This is a genomic window from Blastococcus sp. SYSU DS1024, assembly GCF_054050795.1.
This window is the reverse complement of sequence record NZ_JBJHAA010000001.1, coordinates 99,895-118,624: the sequence shown is the minus strand read 5'-3', so window position 1 is coordinate 118,624 and position 18,730 is coordinate 99,895. Positions and strand designations below refer to the sequence as shown.

Sequence of the window (18,730 nt, the reverse complement as noted above, 5' to 3'; positions counted from 1 at the left end):
TGCTGCCCGCCCCTGGCGACGCTCGCCCGGACCGGCCTGTGGACGACGCCCGCCGTCCACAGGCGCGGCTAGGGTCTGGCCGTGGCCGCCACCTACCGCATCGCCGAGGCGGCGACGCTGCTCGGCGTCAGCGACGACACGGTGCGGCGCTGGGTCGACAGCGGTCGCCTCCCGGCGCGCCGGGAGGGCGCGGGGCCGGCCGTGGTCGACGGCGCCGACCTGGCCCGGCTGGCCGCGCAGCTGCGCGAGGCGCCCGAGCCCGGGACCACGCCGTCGTCGGCCCGCAACCGGCTCGCCGGCATCGTCACCAACGTCGTCCGCGACGGCGTCATGGCCCAGGTGGAGATCCAGGCCGGCCCCTTCCGCATCGTGTCCCTCATGTCCCGCGAGGCGGCCGACGAACTGGGGCTCGTGGTCGGCGTCCGGGCGGTCGCCACGGTGAAGGCCACCCAGGTCAGCGTCGACGTCCCGTAGTCCGCATCCGCGGACGCTCCCCGCGCATCACCTTGCGTATCTGCGGAGGCTGCTGCTCTGATGTGCCGCAGGCGCGGCCGTCGGGGCCACCGCTTCCGGAGGGAGGGTCGCCCATGCGTTCGCGTCCGCTGCTCGCGCTCCTCGCCGGGGCCACGCTCCTCGCCGGCTGCGGCGCGGCGGGCCCGGACGGCGACCGGCCCGGCGGCACGCTCACCGTGTACGCCGCCGCGTCGCTGGTGGACGTCTTCGACCGGCTGGAGGCCGAGTACCGCGAGCGCCACCCCGGCGTCGAGGTGGACATCGGCTACCTCAGCAGCGCGGGTGCGGCGGCGGCGATCAGGCAGGGCGCGCCGATCGACGTCTTCGCCTCCGCCGACGAGCGGCAGATGCAGGTGGTCGTCGACGCGGGCCTGGCCGAGGAGCCGCAGGTCTTCGCCGCGAACGTGCTGACCCTCGCCGTGCCCGAGGGGAACCCGGCCGGCGTCACCGGATCGGCCGACCTGGCCCGGGAGGACCTGGCCGTCGCCCTCTGCGCGCCGGAGGTGCCCTGCGGCGCGGCGGCGGAACGGCTGCTCGCCGCCGTCGGCGTGACCCCCCGACCGGACACCTACGAGGAGGACGCCCGCGCCACCCTGCAGAAGGTCGAGCTCGGAGAGGTCGACGCGGCGCTGGTCTACGTCACCGACGCGGCCGCTCGGCACCACGCTGTCGACGCGATCGAGGTGCCGGAGGCGGGCGCGGCGGTCAACCGGTACCCGGTCAGCGTGCTGGCGGATGCCCGGAACCCCGCCGCGGCGCGCGACTTCGTCGACCTGGTGCTGTCCGCCGAGGGCCGCGAGGTGCTGCGGGACGCGGGCTTCCGGACGCCGTGACGCGCGAGACCGCCCGCGTCCCGGCGCCGCTGCTGCTGCCCGCAGCGCTCGGCGTCGCCTTCCTGGTGCTGCCGATGGTGGGCCTGGTGGTCCGGACGCCGTGGTCCCAGCTCGGTGCCCAGCTCGCCGCCCCGGGGGTGGGCGAGGCGCTGCGGCTGTCCCTGGTGTCGGCGACGCTCGCCACGGCGCTGTCGCTGCTGCTCGGCGTCCCCCTGGCCTGGGTGCTGGCCCGCTCCCGGGCGCGCGGCCGCTCGGTGCTGCGCGCGCTGGTCACCGTGCCGCTGGTGCTGCCGCCGGTGGTCGGGGGCGTCGCGCTGTTCCTGGTGCTGGGCCGGCAGGGGATCGTCGGCTCCTGGCTGCACGACGCCTTCGGCATCACCATCCCGTTCACGACGACGGCCGTCGTCATCTCCCAGACGTTCGTCGCGATGCCGTTCCTCGTGATCAGCGTGGAGGGGGCCCTGCGCGCGGCCGACGCCCGGTTCGAGGACGTCGCCGCCACGCTGGGCGCCGGCCGCTGGACGACGTTCCGCCGGGTCACCCTCCCGCTGGTCGCCCCCGGGGTCGCGGCGGGCGCGGTGCTCTGCTGGGCCCGGGCGCTGGGCGAGTTCGGCGCCACCATCACCTTCGCCGGCAACTTCCCCGGCACCACGCAGACGATGCCGCTGGCCGTGTACCTGGCGCTTCAGCGCGACCCGGACGCGGCGATCGTGCTCTCGGTGGTGCTGCTGGCCGTCTCGCTGGCCACGCTCCTGCTGCTCCGGGACCGCTGGCTCGGCCGGGGGGCGGTATGAGCCTGGTCGCGACGGTCGCCACCCGCCGGGGGGCCCTCGACCTGCGGGTGGACGTGGAGGTCGCCGACGGCGAGGTGCTGGCGGTGCTGGGCCCGAACGGGGCCGGGAAGAGCACCCTCGTGCGCGTCCTGGCCGGGCTGCTGCGGCCCGATGCGGGCCGGGTCGTCGTCGACGGCGAGGTCTGGGACGACGCGGGCACGTCCCGCCCGGCGCACCGGCGGGCCCTGGGCGTGGTGTTCCAGGACGCCCTGCTCTTCCCGCACCTGAGCGTGGCCGACAACGTCGCCTTCGGCCTGCGGACGCGCGGGGCCGGCCGGGCGGAGGCCCGGGCGGCCGCGGCGGAGTGGCTGACCCGCGTCGGGCTCGACGGGCTGGGACCGCGGCGGCCGGCGGAGCTCTCCGGTGGCCAGGCGCAGCGGGCGGCGCTGGCCCGCGCCCTGGTCGGGGACCCGGCCCTGCTGCTGCTCGACGAGCCGCTGTCGGCGCTGGACGCACGCACCCGGCTGGCGGTGCGGGCCGAGCTGCGCCGCCACCTGGCCGGCTTCCGCGGCGGCACGGTGCTGGTCACGCACGACCCGGTGGACGCGATGGCGCTGGCCGATCGCGTCGTCGTCCTCGAGGAGGGGCGCGTCGTGCAGGCCGGCACCCCGGCGGAGGTGGCCCGCCGGCCCCGCACCGACTACGTGGCCCGGTTGGTCGGGCTGTCGCTGCTGCCCGGCACCGGTGCGGGCCGGCTGGTCCGCCTCGACGGCGGGGCGGCGGTGGCGGTGGCCGAGGAGGCGCGCGGCCCGGTGTTCGCGGCAGTGCGCCCCGAATCGGTGGCCCTGTACGCGTCCCGGCCCGACGGCAGCACCCGCAACCTGTGGCGGGAGCGGGTGGTGGGGGCGACGCCGCACGGCGCCACGGTGCGCTGCGAGCTCGCCGGCGAGGTGCCGCTGGTCGCCGACGTCACCGCCACCTCGTTCGCCGAGATGGGGCTCGCCCCCGGCGTCGAGGTGTGGGCGGGGGTGAAGGCGTCCGAGGTCGCCGTCTACGCCCGTTGAGCGCGCTGGGAGGCTGGGGGCATGAGCACCGCCGCCGTCGTCCTGGCCGCCGGGGGCGGCCGCCGCTACGGGATGCCCAAGGCGCTGGTCGAGTACGAGGGCAGCCTGCTGGTCGAGCGGGCGGTGCGGACGGCGCGGGCGGCCTGCGACGTCGTCCTCGTCGTGCTGGGCGCCCGAGCGGTCGACGTCTGGCGGACCGCGGACCTCACGGGGGCGACGGTGCTGGCGAACCGGGACTGGGAGTCGGGCATGGCGTCCTCGCTGCGCACCGGCCTGGACGGCCTGCGTGGCTTCCCGGGAACGGTGGACGCCGCGCTGGTCACCCTGGTCGACATGCCCGGCATGACCGCCGAGGCGCTCGCCGCCGTGGCCGCCCACGCGGCGCCGGGGGCGCTGGCCGTCGCCACCTACGACGGCGTCCGCGCCCACCCGGTGCTGATCGGCCGGGACCACTGGGCCGGGGTCGTGGAGACGGCGACCGGGGACGAGGGCGCCCGCCGCTACCTGGCCGCGCACGACGCCGTCGAGGTCGACTGCACCGGGCTGGCCGATCCGGTCGACCTCGACGTGCCCCCGCCGGGGGTACCTTCGGCCCCGTGATCGCCCGGGTCGTCGATGCGCCGCTGTCCGTTCCCGAGCACGAGGACGCCGTCGCCGACAAGGCGGCCGGCGCGGTGGTCTCCTTCGCCGGGGTCGTGCGTGACCACGACGGCGGCCGGTCGGTGACGGAGCTGGAGTACGTCGGGCACCCGAGCGCGGCCGAGGTCATCACCGAGCTGGCCGAGGAGTTCGCGGCGCGCCCGGAGGTGCACGCCGTCGCGGTGAGCCACCGCATCGGCCTGCTCGGCATCGGCGACGTCGCCCTGGCCTGCGCGGTGAGCGCATCCCACCGCGGCCAGGCGTTCGCCGCCTGCGCCGAGCTCGTCGACGAGGTGAAGAAGCGGCTGCCGATCTGGAAGCGGCAGGTCTTCACCGACGGCGAGGAGGAGTGGGTCGCCTGCCCGTGAGGCCCGGGATCAGCCCGCGAACACGCGCGCCGGCTGCCCGCTGACCCCCACGTCCAGCTGGAACAGCGACCCGGCCACGCCGTCGTCGAGCCCGCCCTCGGCGGACGTGGTGATGAAGAGCTGGTCCAGCCCCGGGCCGCCGAGCGTGCAGGCGGTCACCTGGGGCGTCGGGAGCTCGACCACCGCGTCGCGCCGCCCGTCCGGGGAGTACCGGTGCACCGTCCCGCTGCCGTACAGCGCGACCCAGACCCCGCCGGTGCTGTCGACGGTCAGGCCGTCGGGGTTGCCGTCGTCCGGGAACGTCACGAACGGACGGCGCCCGGTCAGGCCCGTGTCCGGGTCGTAGTCGAAGACGTCGATGCGGTGGGTGGCCGTGTCGTTGTAGAACGCCCGCGACCCGTCGGGGCTCCAGTCCAGCCCGTTGGAGACGGTGACGCCGGTCAGCACCCGGTGGACGGCGCCGTCGGGGTCGAGCCGGTAGAGCGCGGCGGCGCCCGGCCGCTGGTCGTAGGCCATCGACCCGCACCAGAACCGGCCGTCGGGGTCGCAGCCGCCGTCGTTCATGCGCACCGACGGGTCGTCCCACACGGCGCCGAGGGGGGTGAGCGTGCCGTCGGCGTCCTGCAGGGTGAAGCCGCGCTCGACGCCGATCACCGCGCCGCCGCCCCGGCGCGGCCGCAGCGCCGCCGCCACCTCCCCCACGTGCTCGCGGCGGACCGTTCCGTCCGCCGCCAGCGAGAGGACGTCGCCGGCCTGCATGTCCACCCAGCGCAGCCCACCCCACGCCGCTGACCAGACCGGCCCCTCCGCGTGGTGGGCGACCGGCCCGGTGATCTGCTCGGCGCGCACGGTCAGCGCGTGCCCGCGGGCCCGTCCTCGGCGGGCGGCTCGTCGCCTTCCAGCTCGGCCACCTCGGCCTCGGCCTCCAGCCGGTGCGCCTCGCCGTCGATCTTGGCGGCCGGGTCGCCGTGCGACTCGCCGTACAGCTCTTCGGCCCGGCCGTACAGTTCCTCGGCCTTCGCCTTGGCCTTGTCGAAGATGCTCATGCGCCCATCCTGGCGCGCTGCTCACCCTCAGGCCACCCCGGCCGGCTCCCGCGGCCGGGCCGGTCAGCCTCCGGCGAAGGGCGGGAGCACGTCGACCACCGCACCGGCGGGCAGCGGAGCCACCCGGTCGCGGGGCTGGGCGCCGTCGACGAGGAACGAGCAGGCGGTGAGCACGCGTTCCAGCCGCTCGCCGTGGTCGGCGACGATCTGCCCGACCAGCTCGTCGAGGCTGCCGGCCTCCCGGGCCTCGCTCTCGACGCCGGCGGCCGCGCGGGCCCCGGCGAAGTAGCGCACGGTCACGCTCGCCTGGTCGCCCACGTCAGCCGCCGATCGCCGACATGGGGCGGGCGGGCTGCAGGAAGCTGGGGTCGTCGATGCCGTGGCCGGGCAGCTTGCCCAGGGTGGCGATCCGCCACCGGTCCGCGAGCTCGGCGTCGGTGGCGCCCTCCCGCATCGCCGTCCGCAGGTCGGACTCCTCGCGGGCGAACAGGCAGTTCCGGACCTGCCCGTCGGCGGTGAGCCGGGTGCGGTCGCAGGCGCCGCAGAACGAGCGGGTCACCGAGGCGATCACCCCGACGGTGGCCGGGCCGCCGTCGACCAGCCACCGCTCGGCCGGTGCGGAGCCGCGCTCCTCGCTGTCCGGCGTGAGCGTGTGCGCCGCCGACAGCCGCTCCAGGATGTCCTCGGCGGTGACCATCCGCCCGCGCGTCCAGGCGTGGTGGGCGTCCAGCGGCATCTGCTCGATGAACCGCAGCTGGTAGTTCTGCTCCAGGCAGTAGTCCAGCAGCGGCACGGCGTCGACGTCGTTGATCCCGTGCAGCAGGACGGCGTTGACCTTGACCGGCGTGAGCCCGGCGTCCCGCGCGGCGGCCAGCCCGGCGAGCACGTCGTCCAGCCGGTCGCGGTGGGTCAGCTGCTTGAACCGCTCGCGGTCGAGGGTGTCGAGGCTGACGTTGATCCGGTCCAGGCCCGCCGCGGCCAGCGCGGGCGCCATCCGGGACAGCCCGATCGCGTTGGTGGTGAGGCTGACCTCCGGCCGCGGGGCCAGCGCGGTGGCGGCGGCGACGATGCCGGGCAGGCCCGGGCGCAGCAGCGGCTCGCCGCCGGTGAAGCGCACCTCGCGGATGCCCAGCTGCTCCACCCCGACGCGCACCAGCCGGGTGACCTCCTCGTCGGTGAGCACCTCCACCTTGGGCAGCCACTGCAGCCCCTCGGGCGGCATGCAGTACGTGCAGCGCAGGTTGCACCGGTCGGTGAGCGAGACCCGCAGGTCGGTGGCGGTGCGCCCGTACCGGTCGACCAGGCCGCCGGAGCCTGCGGGCACCGCGCCCACGGCGGGACGCACCGCGGGGTCGGGGAGCGGGGCGCTGGTCATGGCCCGAATGTAGCCGCGACCGGTGACACGTGCGGAGCAGGAAATGCGCGGCGGGCGGCTGGGCCGTGTTGCTACCGTGCGCCTCGCCACCCGAGAGACCGGCGGAGGACGTCCCGCACTCGCCCGTGGCCAGGAAGCGCGAGAGAACCGTGTCGGTCAGCACCGTCTTCAGCCCCTACCGCCGCCTCTTCGCCGTTCCGGGGTCGGTGGCGTTCTCCCTGGCCGGGTGGGTGGGGCGGCTGCCCGCCCCCATGCTCGGCCTGGGCGCGGTGCTCCTGGTCTCGCAGGAGACGGGCAGCTACGGCCTCGCGGGCGCCGTCTCGGGCGCCCTCGCCCTCAGCTACGGCATCGCCGGGCCCCAGTGGGCGCGGGCCATGGACCGCCGCGGTCAGAGCCCCGTGCTGCGCCTGGCGATGGCCGCCTTCGCCCTCTCCGGCGTCGGGTTCGTCGCGGCGGTGGTCGCGGGCGGGCCCCGCTGGAGCTGGTTCGTGCTCGCGGCGGCGGTGGGGGGCAGCAGCCCCAACGTGGGGTCGCTGGTGCGCGCCCGGTGGGCCGCGGTGCTCGACCCCGCGGGCCGGCAGACGGCGTTCGCCTTCGAGGCCGTCGCCGACGAGGTGGTCTTCGTCGTCGGGCCGCCGCTGGTGACGCTCCTGGCCACCCTCGTCGCCCCGCCGGTCGGATTCCTCACCGGCGTCGTCCTGGGCACCGTCGGAGGCCTCTGGCTGGCCGCCCTGCGTGACACCGACCCGCCTGCGCACCCCGTGGCCGGGCCGTCCCCGGTCCGGTGGTGGGCGGTGCTGACGCCCACGCTGCTGGTCGTCGTCGTCACCTACCTCGCGGTGGGGACGGTGTTCGGCGCCATCGACGTCGTGGTCGTGGGCTTCGCCGAGGCCGAGGGGGCGCCTGCGCTGTCGGGGGTGGCCCTGGCCGTCTTCGCCGCGGGCAGCCTGCTGGCGGGGCTGGTCTACGGGCTGGCCCGGCTGCCCGGCACGCTCGCCACCCGGTTCGTGGCGACGGCCGTCGCCTTCGCCCTCGCCGCGCAGCTGCTGTGGGGCGTCGGCTCGCTGGCCGTGCTCATCGGTGGCGGGTTCCTGGCGGGGCTGACCATCGCCCCGGTGCTCGTGTCGGGCACCTCGCTCGTGGAGTCCCGGGTCGTGCCCGGCATGCTCACCGAGTCGCTGGCGTGGACCATCTCCGGCCTCACCCTCGGCGTCACCGTGGGCTCGGCGCTGGCGGGCGCCGCGGTGGACGCCTGGGGCGCCGAGGCGGCGTTCGCCGTGCCGGCGGTCGCCGCCGCCCTCGCGGGCCTGCTCGCGCTGGGCGGGACGGCGCTGGTCGCGGACCGCCCGGCCCCCGCGGAGTTGGTTGAGGACCGCACCACCGGGTAGGCGGGGTCGGGGCCGATCGCGCACGACCGACCGTGCGGCTCGCGGCCCCTCCCCGAACCGGAAGGATCAGCCTGTGGCCACCGTGCCCTCCCTCGCACTGAACAACGGCGTCGAGATCCCGCAGCTGGGGTTCGGCGTCTACCAGGTGCCGCCCGAGCAGACCGCCGACACCGTGGCGACCGCGCTCGAGGTCGGCTACCGGCACATCGACACCGCCGAGATGTACGGCAACGAGAAGGGGGTCGGCGAGGCCGTCGCCCGCTCCGGCGTCGACCGCGGCGAGATCTTCGTGACCAGCAAGCTGAACAACGGCTTCCACCGCCGCGACGACGCGCTGCGCGCCTTCGACCGGACGATGGCCGACCTCGGCTTCGACTACCTCGACCTGTTCCTCATCCACTGGCCGCTGCCCGGCATCGACGTCGACTACGTCGAGACGTGGAAGGCGCTGGAGGAGATCTACCGCGACGGCCGCTGCCGCGCGATCGGCGTCTCCAACTTCAAGGAGCACCACCTGCGCCGGCTGTTCTCGGACACGGAGATCACCCCGGCCGTGAACCAGATCGAGGTGCACCCCTACCTGGCGCAGGATGCCCTGCGCGCCTTCGACGCCGAGCACGAGATCGTCACCGAGGCCTGGTCGCCGATCGCGCAGGGCAAGGTGCTCGGGGACCCCGCCGTCACCGCGATCGCCGAGCGGCTCGGCCGCACCCCGGCCCAGGTCGTCCTGCGGTGGCACATCCAGCGCGGCGACGTCGTCTTCCCCAAGTCCTCCTCCCGGGGGCGCATGGAGGAGAACTTCGCCCTGTTCGACTTCGAGCTCGGGCGCGAGGACATGTCCACGCTGACCGGTCTGGACCGCGGCGAGCGCACCGGCCCCGACCCGGACACCTTCAACTACATCCCCGGCTGAGCCGGGGCCGGCCTCAGCCGGTGGCAGCGCGCGCGAGGGCGGCGCGGACGACGGCCAGCACGGTCGCGTCGTCCACGCCGTCCTCGCGTGCCGTCCGGGCCAGCGCGTCCGCCGCGGCGCGGATCCGTTCCTGCACGCGCGGCGGGGGCGCCGCGCCGGTGACGACCGTGCCCGTGCGCCGCCGGCTGGCCACCAGGCCGGCGGCCTCCAGCTCCGAGTAGGCCCGTGCGACGGTGCCGACGGCCACGCCCAGGTCGGCGGCGAGCGCGCGCATCGTCGGCAGCCGGCTGCCGGAGGGGAGCAGGCCGCCGTGCACCGCGGCGGCGATCTGGCTGCGGATCTGCTCGTACGGCGGGACCGCGCTGCCGACGTCGACGGTGACGGCCGGTGGCGCCGCGCTCATGCCGGGGCCGGCGCGCGGTCCGCCGGCACCGCGGGGGCGCGCCAGCAGGCGACGGCCACGCCGCCGAGCATCGCCGCGACGCCCACGAGGGCCATCGCGAGGGTCACGCCGCCCCACGAGCCCGTGCCGGCGGAGCTGGTGCTCAGGCCGTGCAGCGCCGTCCCGGCGACGAGGAGGAGCCCCCCGGCGACGACCAGGGGGACGCCGGCGGCGACGCGCAGCACCCGGTGCGCGGAGGCGCGCCGCAGGGCGTCCTCGATCCGCTCGTCCTCGGTGGCCACGGCCGGGCGGACGGCGACGACCCAGAGGGCCAGCGCGGCGGCGGCCGCGAGGGCGAGCAGGCCCGCCGCGGCCGGCCCGCCGTAGAAGAGGCCCGGGAAGGGGCTCGCGGCGGCCGAGGAGAAGGCGTCGGGGGCGTAGGTGACGCTGCGCCCGTCGGGCGCGGCGCGGACGGCTCCACCGGCGATGGTCACCGCGGCGAGGGCGAAGGCGGCTGCGGCGGTGCGCACCAGCCACCGCGGTGCCGCGTCGAGCGGGCCCCGCCGGACCAGCCGGGCCCGGCGCACCTCCCCGGCCGGCCGCGGCCAGGTCAGCTCGCCGAGCGCCAGGACGACGACGTGCACGACCCCGGACGTCACGGGCGTGAGCAGCACGGTGACGCCGAGCCCGCCCGGCGAGGTGTTGCCCACCTCGGCCGCCAGGACGACGAGTGCGGCAGCCGTACCCAGCACGTAGGCCGCCGCCGCGGTGCGGCCCGCGTGCCTGCGCGCTGCCGCGACCGCCTGCTCCCGGCTCGGTGGGGACCGGCGTGCCATGCCCGCGCCGACGACCACGGTGAGGACCGCCGCCAGCAGCAGCAGGACCGACAGACCGGCCATGCGGACCTCCACACACTCAATGACTCAGATCATTGAGACAATGGCGTCGTGACCGGTGGCTTGTCAAGACAGCCGGGCGGCGACTCCTTGTCCGACGCATACTGCGTATGCATACTCCGTATCCAGTCCATCCGACACGGTCTGCTCGCGCTCCTGGAGCGCGGCCCCAGCCACGGCTACCAGCTCCGCGCGGAGTTCGACGCGGCCACCGGCGCCACCTGGCCCCTGAACGTCGGGCAGGTCTACTCGACGCTGGACCGGCTCGAGCGCGACGGGCTGGTGGCCCAGGACGGGCCGCCGGACGCGGACGGCCGGATCGCCTACCGGATCACCGACGTCGGCCAGGCCGAGCTGCGCGGCTGGTTCGCCTCCCCGGTGAGCCCCAAGGGCGCCCCGCGGGACGAGCTGGCCATCAAGCTGGCGCTGGCGGTCACCACGCCGGGGGTCGACGTCCTGGACGTGGTGCAGACCCAGCGCACCGCGACCATGACCGGCCTGCAGGAGCTCACCCGGCTGAAGGCGCGCGCCACGGGGGACGGCGACCTCGCGTGGTCCCTGGTCCTGGACTCGCTGGTCTTCCGGGCGGAGGCCGAGATCCGCTGGCTCGACCACTGCGAGGCCCGGGTCGCCCGCGCGGCGGCCGAGCGACGTGGTGCGGCGACCGGGGCACCGGCTCCGGCGCCCGATGCCGTTCCGGCCGGGAAGCGGGGCCGGCGATGAGCGAGGCGGTGCTGCGGCTGTCCGGGGTGACCCGCGAGCACCGGCAGGGCGACGTCGTCGTCCAGGCGTTGCGCGGGGTGGACCTCGCCGTCCACCCGGGGGAGCTGGTCGCCGTCATGGGGCCGTCGGGCTCGGGCAAGTCCACCCTGCTGCACCTCGCCGGCGGGCTGGACAGCCCGACGACGGGCGCCGTCGTCGTCGAGGGCCGCGACCTGGCCACCCTCGCCCCGGCCCAGGTGGCGGCGGTCCGCCGCCGCAGCGTCGGCTACGTCTTCCAGGACCTCAACCTGCTGCCGTCCCTGTCGGCCGTCGAGAACGTCGCCCTGCCGCTGGAGCTGGACGGCGTCCGGGGCGGGATGGCGCGGCGCGCGGCCCGGGAGGCGCTGGACGAGGTGGGGGCGGGCGCGTTGGCCGGGCGCTTCCCCGACGAGATGTCCGGCGGGCAGCAGCAGCGGGTGGCGATCGCCCGCGCGCTCGTCGGCCCGCGCCGGCTGCTGCTCGCCGACGAGCCCACCGGCGCCCTGGACTCGACCACCGGCGAGGAGGTGCTGCGGGTGCTGCGCGGCCGCTGCGAGGCCGGGGCCGCCGGCGTGCTGGTCACCCACGAGGCCCGGCACGCCCCTGGGCCGACCGGGTGGTCTTCCTGCGGGACGGCGTCGTCGTCGACCAGAGCGGGCCGGCCGCGGCGGCGGAGTCGCTGCTGCCCGCCGGCGGCGTCGGGTGAGCGGCAGGCTGACGCGCTGGCGCCTCGCGCTGCGCATCGCCCGCCGTGACGCGCGGCGGCACCGCGGCCGCACCGCCCTCGTGCTGGTGATGGTCGGGCTGCCCGTCCTCGTCGTCGTCGGTGCCGACACGCTGCTGCGCACCTGGCAGATCGGCCCCGGCGAGTCGCTGCCGTGGACGCTGGGCGCGGCGGACGCGCGCATCGAGGGGGTCGCCCGCGGGCCGATCGAGGCCGACCCGCTCACCGGCGAGCCGCTGGTCCACGAGCCGGACGACGATGCGCGGCCGTGGTCCGCGGCCGAGGTCCGCGCCCTGCTGCCGGACGGCGCGGAGGTCGTCGAGCGCACCGTCGGCCGGATCGCCTACCGGACCGGGGTGGGCTACGCCGACGTTCCCGCCTACGCCGACGACCTCGGCCGGCCGATCCGGGACGGCGCCGTCGAGGTGGTGGAGGGGCGTGCGCCGACGACGACGGACGAGGTCGCGGTGAGCGGCAGGGTCGCCGACCGCGCCGGCGTCGCGCTCGGGGACGACCTCGAGGTGACGCCGGAGGACGTTCCGCTGACGGTCGTCGGGATCGTCGCGCCGGGCGCCGGCGGGCGCGACGACCTCGTCGTCGTGGCGCCGCCGTCGGCCGACCTGCTGCGCTCGCCCAGCAGCGAGTTCTACGTCTCGGTGCCCGGCGAGCTGGCGTGGCCGGCCGTGCGCGAGCTCAACGCCGCGGGCCTCGCCGTCGTCTCGCGGGCCGTGGTGGCCGATCCGCCCCCCGCGGGGGAGTACCGGTCGGACGTCGCGGCGAGCGGCCCGAACACCGCCGAGGTGGCCGTGCTGGCGCTGATCGTGGTCGGCATCCTGCTCGAGGTCGTGCTGCTCGCCGGGCCGGCCTTCGCGGTGGGGCTCCGGCGGCAGCGGCGCGACCTCGCCCTGCTGGCCGCCGCCGGCGGGAGCCCCGCAGACTTGCGGCGGACCGTGCTGGCCTCGGGCGTCGTGCTCGGCGGCGGAGCGGCGACCGGTGGCGCCCTGCTGGGCATCGGGCTGGCGTTTCTGGCGGTCCCGCTGATCGCCGACCGGGCCGACGTGCGGTTCGGTCCGTTCGACGTCGCGCCGCTCCACGTCCTGGCCGTCGTCGCCACCGGCCTGCTCGCCGGGCTGGCCGCCTCCGCCGTCCCGGCGGCGCAGGCCGCCCGGACCGACATCGTCCCCGCGCTCGCCGGCCGCCGCGGTCAGGTGCGCACCTCCTGGCGGCTGCCAGTGCTGGGGATGGTCGCCGTTGCGGCAGGCGCGGTGCTGACCGTGCTCGGCGCGCAGGGGGACGAGTTCGGCGTGGCCGCCGGCGCGGTGCTGCTCGTCGCCGGCGCGGTTATGACGACGCCGTGGCTGATCGGGCTGCTCGCCCCGTTGGCCCGGTGGCTGCCGACCCCTGGGCTCATCGCGGTCCGGGACGCCACCCGCAACCGGACCCGCACCGCCTCCGCCGTCGCCGCCGTCATGGCCACCGTCGCCGCCGTGACGACGATGGCCATCGGCAGCCAGAGCGACAGCGCCCAGGCCCGCCGCGACTACGTCCCGCAGGCGCCGATGGGTGCGGCCCTGGTCAGCGTCTTCCAGGCCGGCGAGGAGGGCTGGGCCGCCGTCGAGGGGGTCGTGGCGGAGCAGCTGCCCGGCCATCCGGTCGGCCGCGTGCGGTCGGTGGTGCAGGCGGAGGAACCGGGCGAGGCGGCGCCCTCGCTGTCGCCGGTGGCGGCGGACTGCCCCGGGAGCCCGGCGGAGTGCGGCTGGTTCCCCGAGGACGTCGGCTGGATCATGCCCACCTTCGGCGGCGACGTCGTCGTGGCGGACGCCGTCACGGCGGCCGCGGCGAGCGGGGACCACTGGCGCGAGGAGGTGCGCGCCGCGCTCCAGGCGGGCCGGGTGGTGGTCTTCGGTTCCGGTGCGGTCGACCCCGCCGGGGAGCTGACGCTCCGGGGGACGATGTGGGACGGGACCCGTGAGGTGGAGCTCGGCCGTGTGGCGCTGCCCGCGACCCGGATCGACGTCTCCGGGGTGGCGCAGCTGCAGGTGCCCGCGCTGGTGGTCGTGCCGCCGGAGCTGGCCGACCGGCTGCCGGTGCCGGTGACGACGACCTCGCTGGTGATCGGGGGCCCGGACGCGCCCGTCTCCCCGTCCGAGGAGCGGCGGCTGACCGAGGCGGTGAACGCGCTGTCGCTGCAGGCGTACGTCTACGTGGAGCGCGGCTGGACCGACGCCCTCGCCATCGGCCGCCTCCTGCTGTTCGCCGTCGGTGGCGTGCTGGTCCTGGCGGCCACCCTGACCGCCACCGGCCTCGCGCTCGCCGACGCGCGGCCCGATCTCGCGACGCTCGGCGCGGCGCCCCGCACCCGCCGGCTCATCGCGATGGGGTCGGCGGCGGTCATCGGCGTCGGCGGGGCGCTGCTCGGCCTGCTGGTGGGGATCGGGCCGGGGATCGCCGTCGCCTACCCGCTCACCAGCACCGACGTCGGCGCGGGCGCGCGGCCGCTCATCGACGTTCCCTGGCTGCTGCTCGGCGGGGTCGGCGCGGGGGTGCCGCTGCTCGCCGTCGTCGTCACCGGGCTGGTCGTCCGGTCCCGGTTGCCCATGGTGTCGCGCCTCGACGGGTGACGCCGACCGGCATCCTGGCTCACCGTTCGGGGTCCTGGCTCACTGTCGACGGTGAGCCAGGGCCCGGAACGATCAGGCCACCTGATCATCCATCTGTCGTGACGAAGTCGATGAGCTCCTCGACCCGGCCGATGAGGGTGGGCTCGAGGTCGGTCCAGACCTTCACCCGGGCCAGGATGCGCTGCGCCCACACGTAGCCGGTGTCGTCCTCCCAGCCCAGCCGCTTGCAGACGCCGGTCTTCCAGTCCTCACCCTTGGGCACGGCCGGCCAGGCCTTGATCCCGACGACGGAGGGCTTCACCGCCTGCCAGATGTCGATGAACGGGTGCCCCACGACGAGCGCGTGGTCGCCGGTGATCTGCGCGGCGATGCGGGACTCCTTGGAGCCGGTCACCAGGTGGTCGACGAGCACGCCCAGCCGCCGCCCGGACGACGGCCGGAAGTCGCGGACGATGCCGGGCAGGTCGTCGACGCCGTGCAGCGGCTCCACGACCACGCCCTCGATGCGCAGGTCGTGGCCCCAGACCTTCTCGACGAGCTCGGCGTCGTGCTTGCCCTCCACGTAGATGCGCCCTTCGCGGGCGACGCGGGCGCGGGCGCCGACGACGTAGGTCGACCCCGAGGCGCTGCGCTGCGGGCCCGAGGGCGCGTTCTGCTTCGGCCGCACGAGCCGGACCGGGCGGCCGTCGACCCAGAACCCCGGGCCGAGCGGGTAGGCGCGCACGCGGCCGAACCGGTCCTCGAGGTGGACGACGTCCTTCTCGCAGCGCACCACGGCGCCGACGAAGCCGCTGCTGGGGTCCTCGACGACGACGTCCTTGAGGGCCTCGACCTCGGGGGTCGGCTTCTTGACGGTGCGGGGGTGGACCAGGTCGTCGTACGGCGAACGGGGAGGCACGCCGACGACGCTAGGCATGCCGTCGGCACCCTTGTGAGCGACGCGCCGACCCGCGTGCCGGACCGATCCCGGACGACACGCCCGGGCAGTTCCAAATCACTCAGGGTTAGACCCGCTACGGCCGTTGCCGTGGGCAACGGGTCATCCGGTGGTGTGCGACCGATACGCCGCGTGACCTGCGCCGATGGCCGTTCCGGAGGCCGAGCTGAGCTCCGGAACCGGGCCGGGCGGAGCGCTGCGGGCGGGGCCGGGCCGCTGTTGATCTCGATCGACTCGTTTCGTCGCGACCGTGCCGGTCACCCATCGGAGGGACGAACATCCCCGAGCTCAGATAGGAGCGACAACGACGATGATCGGCACCGAGACCATCAGCCGAGTGATCGGCCAGGACGTCTACGACGAGACCGGCAGCAAGATCGGGTCGGCCTCCGAGGTCTACCTCGACGACGAGACCGGCCAGCCCGAGTGGGTGACCGTCCGCACCGGGCTGTTCGGCACCAAGGAGTCCTTCGTCCCCATCCGTGACGCCGACCTGACCGACGACGGTCTCCGCGTACCGGTGAGCAAGGACCGCGTCAAGGACGCGCCCAAGATCGACACCGACGGTCACCTCTCCCCGCAGGAGGAGGAGGAGCTCTACCGGTACTACGGCATGGGCACGGGCACGACCGGGACGACCGGCCGCACGGACACCGGCGTCGCCGGGACCACCGGCCGCACCGACACCGTCGGCCGCGACACGTCCGGCCCCACCACGGACGACGCCATGACCCGCTCGGAGGAGCGGCTGGACGTCGGTACCCGCCGCGAGGAGACCGGCCGCGCCCGCCTGCGGAAGTACGTCGTGAGCGAGAACGTGACCGAGACCGTCCCCGTGTCCCACGAGGAGGTCCGGGTCGAGCGCGAGCCGATCACGGACGCCAACGCCGGCAAGGCGATGGACGGGCCGGCCATCAGCGAGGAGGAGCACGAGGTGACCCTCCACGCCGAGAAGCCGGTCGTCGCCAAGGAGGCGGTGCCGGTCGAGCGCGTCCGGCTGGACAAGGAGACCGTCACCGACCAGGAGACGGTCAGCGCCGACGTGCGCAAGGAGCAGGTCGAGGTCGACGGCGCCGACGACAACCGGCGCATGTGACCCGCTCCCGGCGCGCGCGCCGGGGCACTGACGCACGGCGGCCGACCGAGACCAGACTCCGGTCGGCCGCCGTTGTCGTGCGCGGAGCAGGTCAGTCGCGCAGGCAGGCGGTCAGCGCGCCGACCATCAGCGGGACGTCGCGGGCCGACGCCAGCTCGCGGCACGAGTGCATGGCGAGCATGGGCGCGCCGATGTCGACCGTCGCGACGCCCAGCCGGGTCGCGGTCAGCGGGCCGATCGTGCTGCCGCACGGGAGGTCGGCCCGGGTGACGAACGTCTGCACCGGCACGCCGGCGGAGTCGCAGCGCTCGGTGAACCAGCCGCCGGAGGCCGCGTCGGTGGCGTAGGCCTGGTTGGCGTTCACCTTCAGCACGGGCCCGCCTCCGAGCTCCGGCCGGTGCGCCGGCTCGTGCCGCTCGGCGCGCGTCGGGTGCACGGCGTGGGCCATGTCGGCCGACACCAGCACGGAGCGGGCCAGCGCGCGGTGCACCGCCTGCGCATCCGCCGGATCGGTCGCCGCGGCCAGCCGCTGGACGACGTCCTCGAGGAAGCTGCCGCGGGCGCCGGACATGGAGCCGCTGCCCACCTCCTCGTGGTCGTTGCAGACCAGCAGCTGCGTGCGTGCCCCGGCCGGTGCGGCCAGCAGCGCCAGCAGCCCGGAGTGGCAGCAGGCCAGGTCGTCGAGCCGGGGGGCGGCCACCCACGTGCCGTCCGCCCCGGCACGCGACGCCGGCTGGGTGTCGGCCAGCACCAGGTCGGCGCCGACGACGTCGCCGGCGTCCACCCCGGCCGCGGTGGCCAGGGCCTCGGTGAGCCCCGGCCCGGTGCCCAGGTCGCGGTCCCACACCGGCACCAGGTGCTGCTGCGGGTCGAGGGTCAGCCCCTCCCGGACGCTGCGGTCCAGGTGGATGGCCAGGGACGGCAGCCGCAGCGGGGCTCCGGGCAGCCGGACGAGGCTGGTGGCGCCGCCACGCAGCGCCAGGCGCCCGGCCACGGTCAGCTCCCGGTCCAGCCAGGTGTGCCACAGCCCGCCGCCGTAGGGCTCGACGCCGACCAGCCGGTACCCCGACTGCCGGACCTCGCTGCGCGGCCGCACCTTGAACGTCGGCGAGTCGGTGTGCGCGCCGACCAGCCGCATCCCGGTCTCGGCGAGCGGGCCGCTGCCCATCCGGAAGGCGATCAGGCTGCCGTGCCGGACCACGAAGTGCTGGCCCCCGGGCGCCGGCGCCCAGGAGTCGGCCTCGGACAGCTCGGCGAACCCGGCGGCGCGCAGCCGGCGCGCCAGCTCGGCGACCGCGTGGGCGGGGGAGGGCGAGGCGTCGACGAAGGCGCGCAGGTCGTCGCCGAGGGCGAGCTCGTCGGTCGGGGCGGCATCCGGCGTCGGCATGCGGCCATGGTGCCCGACGCCCGGGTAGCGGCGGGCGCGCGGGAGGAAGCGCCCGGGTGGGATGCTCGCCCTGTGAGCGCGCGCACGGTCCCCGGGAGCCCCGACGAGCTGTCCGCCGCCCTGGAGGGCACGGGGTACCTCGCCGACGAGGGGCTGGTCACCGCCGCCCATCTGGCGCTGGTCATGCACCGACCGCTGTTCCTCGAGGGCGAGGCCGGCGTCGGGAAGACCGCGCTCGCCCAGGCCCTGGCGCAGATCACCGGCCGGCCGCTCTACCGGCTGCAGTGCTACGAGGGGCTCGAGGCCAGCCAGGCGCTCTACGACTGGGACTTCGGCCGCCAGCTGCTGCACCTGCGGGCCGCTGAGGCCGCGCACGCCGCCGACGACCCGGCGAGCCTGGAGGCCTCCCTCTACGACCGCCGGTTCCTCCTGGCGCGACCGCTGCTGCAGGCGCTGGAGGACTCACCGAGCGTGCTGCTCGTCGACGAGGTGGATCGTGCCGACGACGAGTTCGAGGCGTTCCTGCTCGAGGTGCTGAGCGACTTCACCATCTCCATCCCCGAGCTGGGGACGGTGCGCGCGCAGACGCCGCCGCTGGTCGTCCTCACCTCCAACCGCACGCGCGAGGTGCACGACGCGCTCAAGCGCCGCTGCCTCTACCACTGGCTGGCGCACCCGGACTTCGACCGCGAGGTGGCGATCCTGCGCCGCCGGCTGCCGGAGGTGACCGAGCAGCTGGCCCGGCAGGTGGCCCGGGCGACGTCGACGCTGCGCACCCTCGACCTGCTCAAGCCGCCGGGCGTCGCGGAAGCCATGGACTGGGCGACGGCGCTGCACACGCTGGGCGCCCGGGACCTCGACCCCGATCTCGCGGCCCGCACGCTCGGGGCGGTGCTGAAGTACCGGGAGGACACCGAGCGGGTCCGGTCGCTGGCGCCGGAGGCCCTCTTCGGTGGCTGAGAGAGGACCCCGTCCCCCTCACCCTTCGCAGGCTCAGGGCGAGCCTCCGGACGGGGCCGTTCCAGCACGTCGCG

21 protein-coding genes are annotated in these 18,730 nt (G+C 76.1%); 13 read left to right on the top strand and 8 right to left on the bottom strand.

Annotated features, from left to right (window positions below; genetic code table 11):
- The first annotated feature begins 81 nt into the window (after nucleotides 1-81).
- The 6 genes from ACI79S_RS00635 (at nucleotide 82) to ACI79S_RS00610 (ending at nucleotide 4,190) form a co-directional block, all read left to right on the top strand.
- Nucleotides 82-474, top strand: a complete 393-nt coding sequence (locus ACI79S_RS00635; RefSeq protein WP_456591509.1) for a TOBE domain-containing protein — start codon at nucleotides 82-84, stop codon at nucleotides 472-474.
- Between the two features lie 113 nt (nucleotides 475-587).
- Nucleotides 588-1,346: a molybdate ABC transporter substrate-binding protein gene (modA, locus tag ACI79S_RS00630; RefSeq protein WP_456591508.1), complete on the top strand. Its 759-nt coding sequence runs from the start codon at nucleotides 588-590 to the stop codon at nucleotides 1,344-1,346.
- Nucleotides 1,343-2,140: an ABC transporter permease gene (locus ACI79S_RS00625; RefSeq protein ID WP_456591507.1), complete on the top strand. Its 798-nt coding sequence runs from the start codon at nucleotides 1,343-1,345 to the stop codon at nucleotides 2,138-2,140. Before modA ends, ACI79S_RS00625 begins: the two co-directional genes overlap by 4 nt.
- Entirely contained in the window at nucleotides 2,137-3,183 is a 1,047-nt protein-coding gene (locus tag ACI79S_RS00620; protein WP_456591506.1) for a sulfate/molybdate ABC transporter ATP-binding protein, read from the top strand. Before ACI79S_RS00625 ends, ACI79S_RS00620 begins: the two co-directional genes overlap by 4 nt.
- A gap of 21 nt (nucleotides 3,184-3,204) precedes the next feature.
- Nucleotides 3,205-3,783, top strand: coding sequence for a nucleotidyltransferase family protein (locus ACI79S_RS00615; RefSeq protein ID WP_456591505.1), 579 nt, complete (start codon nucleotides 3,205-3,207; stop codon nucleotides 3,781-3,783).
- On the top strand, nucleotides 3,780-4,190 hold the full coding sequence (locus tag ACI79S_RS00610) for a molybdenum cofactor biosynthesis protein MoaE (protein WP_456590201.1): 411 nt from the start codon (nucleotides 3,780-3,782) through the stop codon (nucleotides 4,188-4,190). The genes ACI79S_RS00615 and ACI79S_RS00610 overlap by 4 nt, the downstream gene beginning before the upstream one ends.
- A gap of 9 nt (nucleotides 4,191-4,199) precedes the next feature.
- Here ACI79S_RS00610 and ACI79S_RS00605 read toward each other — a convergent pair whose 3' ends face one another.
- From ACI79S_RS00605 to moaA, 4 genes are all read right to left on the bottom strand, one after another.
- Nucleotides 4,200-5,039, bottom strand: a complete 840-nt coding sequence (locus tag ACI79S_RS00605; protein ID WP_456591504.1) for an SMP-30/gluconolactonase/LRE family protein — start codon at nucleotides 5,037-5,039, stop codon at nucleotides 4,200-4,202.
- A 2-nt stretch (nucleotides 5,040-5,041) separates the two neighbouring features.
- Nucleotides 5,042-5,236: a hypothetical protein gene (locus tag ACI79S_RS00600; protein WP_456591503.1), complete on the bottom strand. Its 195-nt coding sequence runs from the start codon at nucleotides 5,234-5,236 to the stop codon at nucleotides 5,042-5,044.
- A gap of 63 nt (nucleotides 5,237-5,299) precedes the next feature.
- On the bottom strand, nucleotides 5,300-5,536 hold the full coding sequence (locus ACI79S_RS00595; protein WP_456591502.1) for a MoaD/ThiS family protein: 237 nt from the start codon (nucleotides 5,534-5,536) through the stop codon (nucleotides 5,300-5,302).
- Nucleotides 5,537-5,555: 19 nt separating this feature from the next.
- Entirely contained in the window at nucleotides 5,556-6,611 is a 1,056-nt protein-coding gene (moaA, locus tag ACI79S_RS00590; RefSeq protein ID WP_456591501.1) for a GTP 3',8-cyclase MoaA, read from the bottom strand.
- A gap of 149 nt (nucleotides 6,612-6,760) precedes the next feature.
- Here moaA and ACI79S_RS00585 point away from each other — a divergent pair, with 149 nt between their 5' ends.
- Nucleotides 6,761-7,999 carry an MFS transporter gene (locus ACI79S_RS00585; protein WP_456591500.1) on the top strand — a complete coding sequence of 413 codons (1,239 nt, stop codon included), beginning with the start codon at nucleotides 6,761-6,763 and terminating at the stop codon, nucleotides 7,997-7,999.
- Between the two features lie 73 nt (nucleotides 8,000-8,072).
- On the top strand, nucleotides 8,073-8,912 hold the full coding sequence (locus ACI79S_RS00580) for an aldo/keto reductase (RefSeq protein ID WP_456591499.1): 840 nt from the start codon (nucleotides 8,073-8,075) through the stop codon (nucleotides 8,910-8,912).
- A gap of 13 nt (nucleotides 8,913-8,925) precedes the next feature.
- Here the strand turns inward: ACI79S_RS00580 and ACI79S_RS00575 are convergent, their stop codons facing one another.
- Nucleotides 8,926-9,315: a GntR family transcriptional regulator gene (locus tag ACI79S_RS00575; RefSeq protein ID WP_456591498.1), complete on the bottom strand. Its 390-nt coding sequence runs from the start codon at nucleotides 9,313-9,315 to the stop codon at nucleotides 8,926-8,928.
- Entirely contained in the window at nucleotides 9,312-10,193 is an 882-nt protein-coding gene (locus ACI79S_RS00570) for a hypothetical protein (protein ID WP_456591497.1), read from the bottom strand. The genes ACI79S_RS00575 and ACI79S_RS00570 overlap by 4 nt, the downstream gene beginning before the upstream one ends.
- 48 nt (nucleotides 10,194-10,241) lie before the next feature.
- On the opposite strand from ACI79S_RS00570, the gene ACI79S_RS00565 reads away from it, so the two are divergent.
- The 3 genes from ACI79S_RS00565 to ACI79S_RS00555 are packed head-to-tail and all read left to right on the top strand — an operon-like array spanning nucleotide 10,242 to nucleotide 14,276.
- Nucleotides 10,242-10,913: a PadR family transcriptional regulator gene (locus ACI79S_RS00565; protein WP_456591496.1), complete on the top strand. Its 672-nt coding sequence runs from the start codon at nucleotides 10,242-10,244 to the stop codon at nucleotides 10,911-10,913.
- Nucleotides 10,910-11,686, top strand: coding sequence for an ABC transporter ATP-binding protein (locus ACI79S_RS00560; RefSeq protein ID WP_456591495.1), 777 nt, complete (start codon nucleotides 10,910-10,912; stop codon nucleotides 11,684-11,686). Before ACI79S_RS00565 ends, ACI79S_RS00560 begins: the two co-directional genes overlap by 4 nt.
- Nucleotides 11,634-14,276 (top strand): hypothetical protein, encoded by a 2,643-nt coding sequence (locus ACI79S_RS00555; RefSeq protein ID WP_456591494.1) that lies wholly within the window; start codon nucleotides 11,634-11,636, stop codon nucleotides 14,274-14,276. The genes ACI79S_RS00560 and ACI79S_RS00555 overlap by 53 nt, the downstream gene beginning before the upstream one ends.
- An 85-nt stretch (nucleotides 14,277-14,361) precedes the next feature.
- On the opposite strand, the gene ACI79S_RS00550 is transcribed toward ACI79S_RS00555, so the two are convergent.
- Complete coding sequence (locus ACI79S_RS00550; protein ID WP_456591493.1) at nucleotides 14,362-15,192, bottom strand: DUF3097 domain-containing protein; 831 nt, start codon at nucleotides 15,190-15,192, stop codon at nucleotides 14,362-14,364.
- 331 nt (nucleotides 15,193-15,523) lie between these two features.
- Between ACI79S_RS00550 and ACI79S_RS00545 the strand changes: the two genes are divergently transcribed.
- Complete coding sequence (locus tag ACI79S_RS00545) at nucleotides 15,524-16,309, top strand: DUF2382 domain-containing protein (RefSeq protein WP_456591492.1); 786 nt, start codon at nucleotides 15,524-15,526, stop codon at nucleotides 16,307-16,309.
- Between the two features lie 91 nt (nucleotides 16,310-16,400).
- On the opposite strand, the gene ACI79S_RS00540 is transcribed toward ACI79S_RS00545, so the two are convergent.
- Complete coding sequence (locus ACI79S_RS00540) at nucleotides 16,401-17,696, bottom strand: M18 family aminopeptidase (protein ID WP_456591491.1); 1,296 nt, start codon at nucleotides 17,694-17,696, stop codon at nucleotides 16,401-16,403.
- A 72-nt stretch (nucleotides 17,697-17,768) separates the two neighbouring features.
- On the opposite strand from ACI79S_RS00540, the gene ACI79S_RS00535 reads away from it, so the two are divergent.
- On the top strand, nucleotides 17,769-18,656 hold the full coding sequence (locus ACI79S_RS00535; protein ID WP_456591490.1) for an AAA family ATPase: 888 nt from the start codon (nucleotides 17,769-17,771) through the stop codon (nucleotides 18,654-18,656).
- Nucleotides 18,657-18,730 lie beyond the last annotated feature (74 nt).

Bases quoted from the DNA above. Each gene is read 5' to 3' on its own strand.
- ACI79S_RS00615 (WP_456591505.1), top strand. From the start codon at position 3,205: ATGAGCACCGCCGCCGTCGTCCTGGCCGCCGGGGGCGGCCGCCGCTAC.
- ACI79S_RS00540 (WP_456591491.1), bottom strand. From the start codon at position 17,696: ATGCCGACGCCGGATGCCGCCCCGACCGACGAGCTCGCCCTCGGCGAC.
- ACI79S_RS00600 (WP_456591503.1), bottom strand. From the start codon at position 5,236: ATGAGCATCTTCGACAAGGCCAAGGCGAAGGCCGAGGAACTGTACGGC.
- ACI79S_RS00620 (WP_456591506.1), top strand. From the start codon at position 2,137: ATGAGCCTGGTCGCGACGGTCGCCACCCGCCGGGGGGCCCTCGACCTG.
- ACI79S_RS00560 (WP_456591495.1), top strand. From the start codon at position 10,910: ATGAGCGAGGCGGTGCTGCGGCTGTCCGGGGTGACCCGCGAGCACCGG.
- moaA (WP_456591501.1), bottom strand. From the start codon at position 6,611: ATGACCAGCGCCCCGCTCCCCGACCCCGCGGTGCGTCCCGCCGTGGGC.
- ACI79S_RS00570 (WP_456591497.1), bottom strand. From the start codon at position 10,193: ATGGCCGGTCTGTCGGTCCTGCTGCTGCTGGCGGCGGTCCTCACCGTG.
- modA (WP_456591508.1), top strand. From the start codon at position 588: ATGCGTTCGCGTCCGCTGCTCGCGCTCCTCGCCGGGGCCACGCTCCTC.
- ACI79S_RS00550 (WP_456591493.1), bottom strand. From the start codon at position 15,192: ATGCCTAGCGTCGTCGGCGTGCCTCCCCGTTCGCCGTACGACGACCTG.
- ACI79S_RS00575 (WP_456591498.1), bottom strand. From the start codon at position 9,315: ATGAGCGCGGCGCCACCGGCCGTCACCGTCGACGTCGGCAGCGCGGTC.
- ACI79S_RS00545 (WP_456591492.1), top strand. From the start codon at position 15,524: ATGATCGGCACCGAGACCATCAGCCGAGTGATCGGCCAGGACGTCTAC.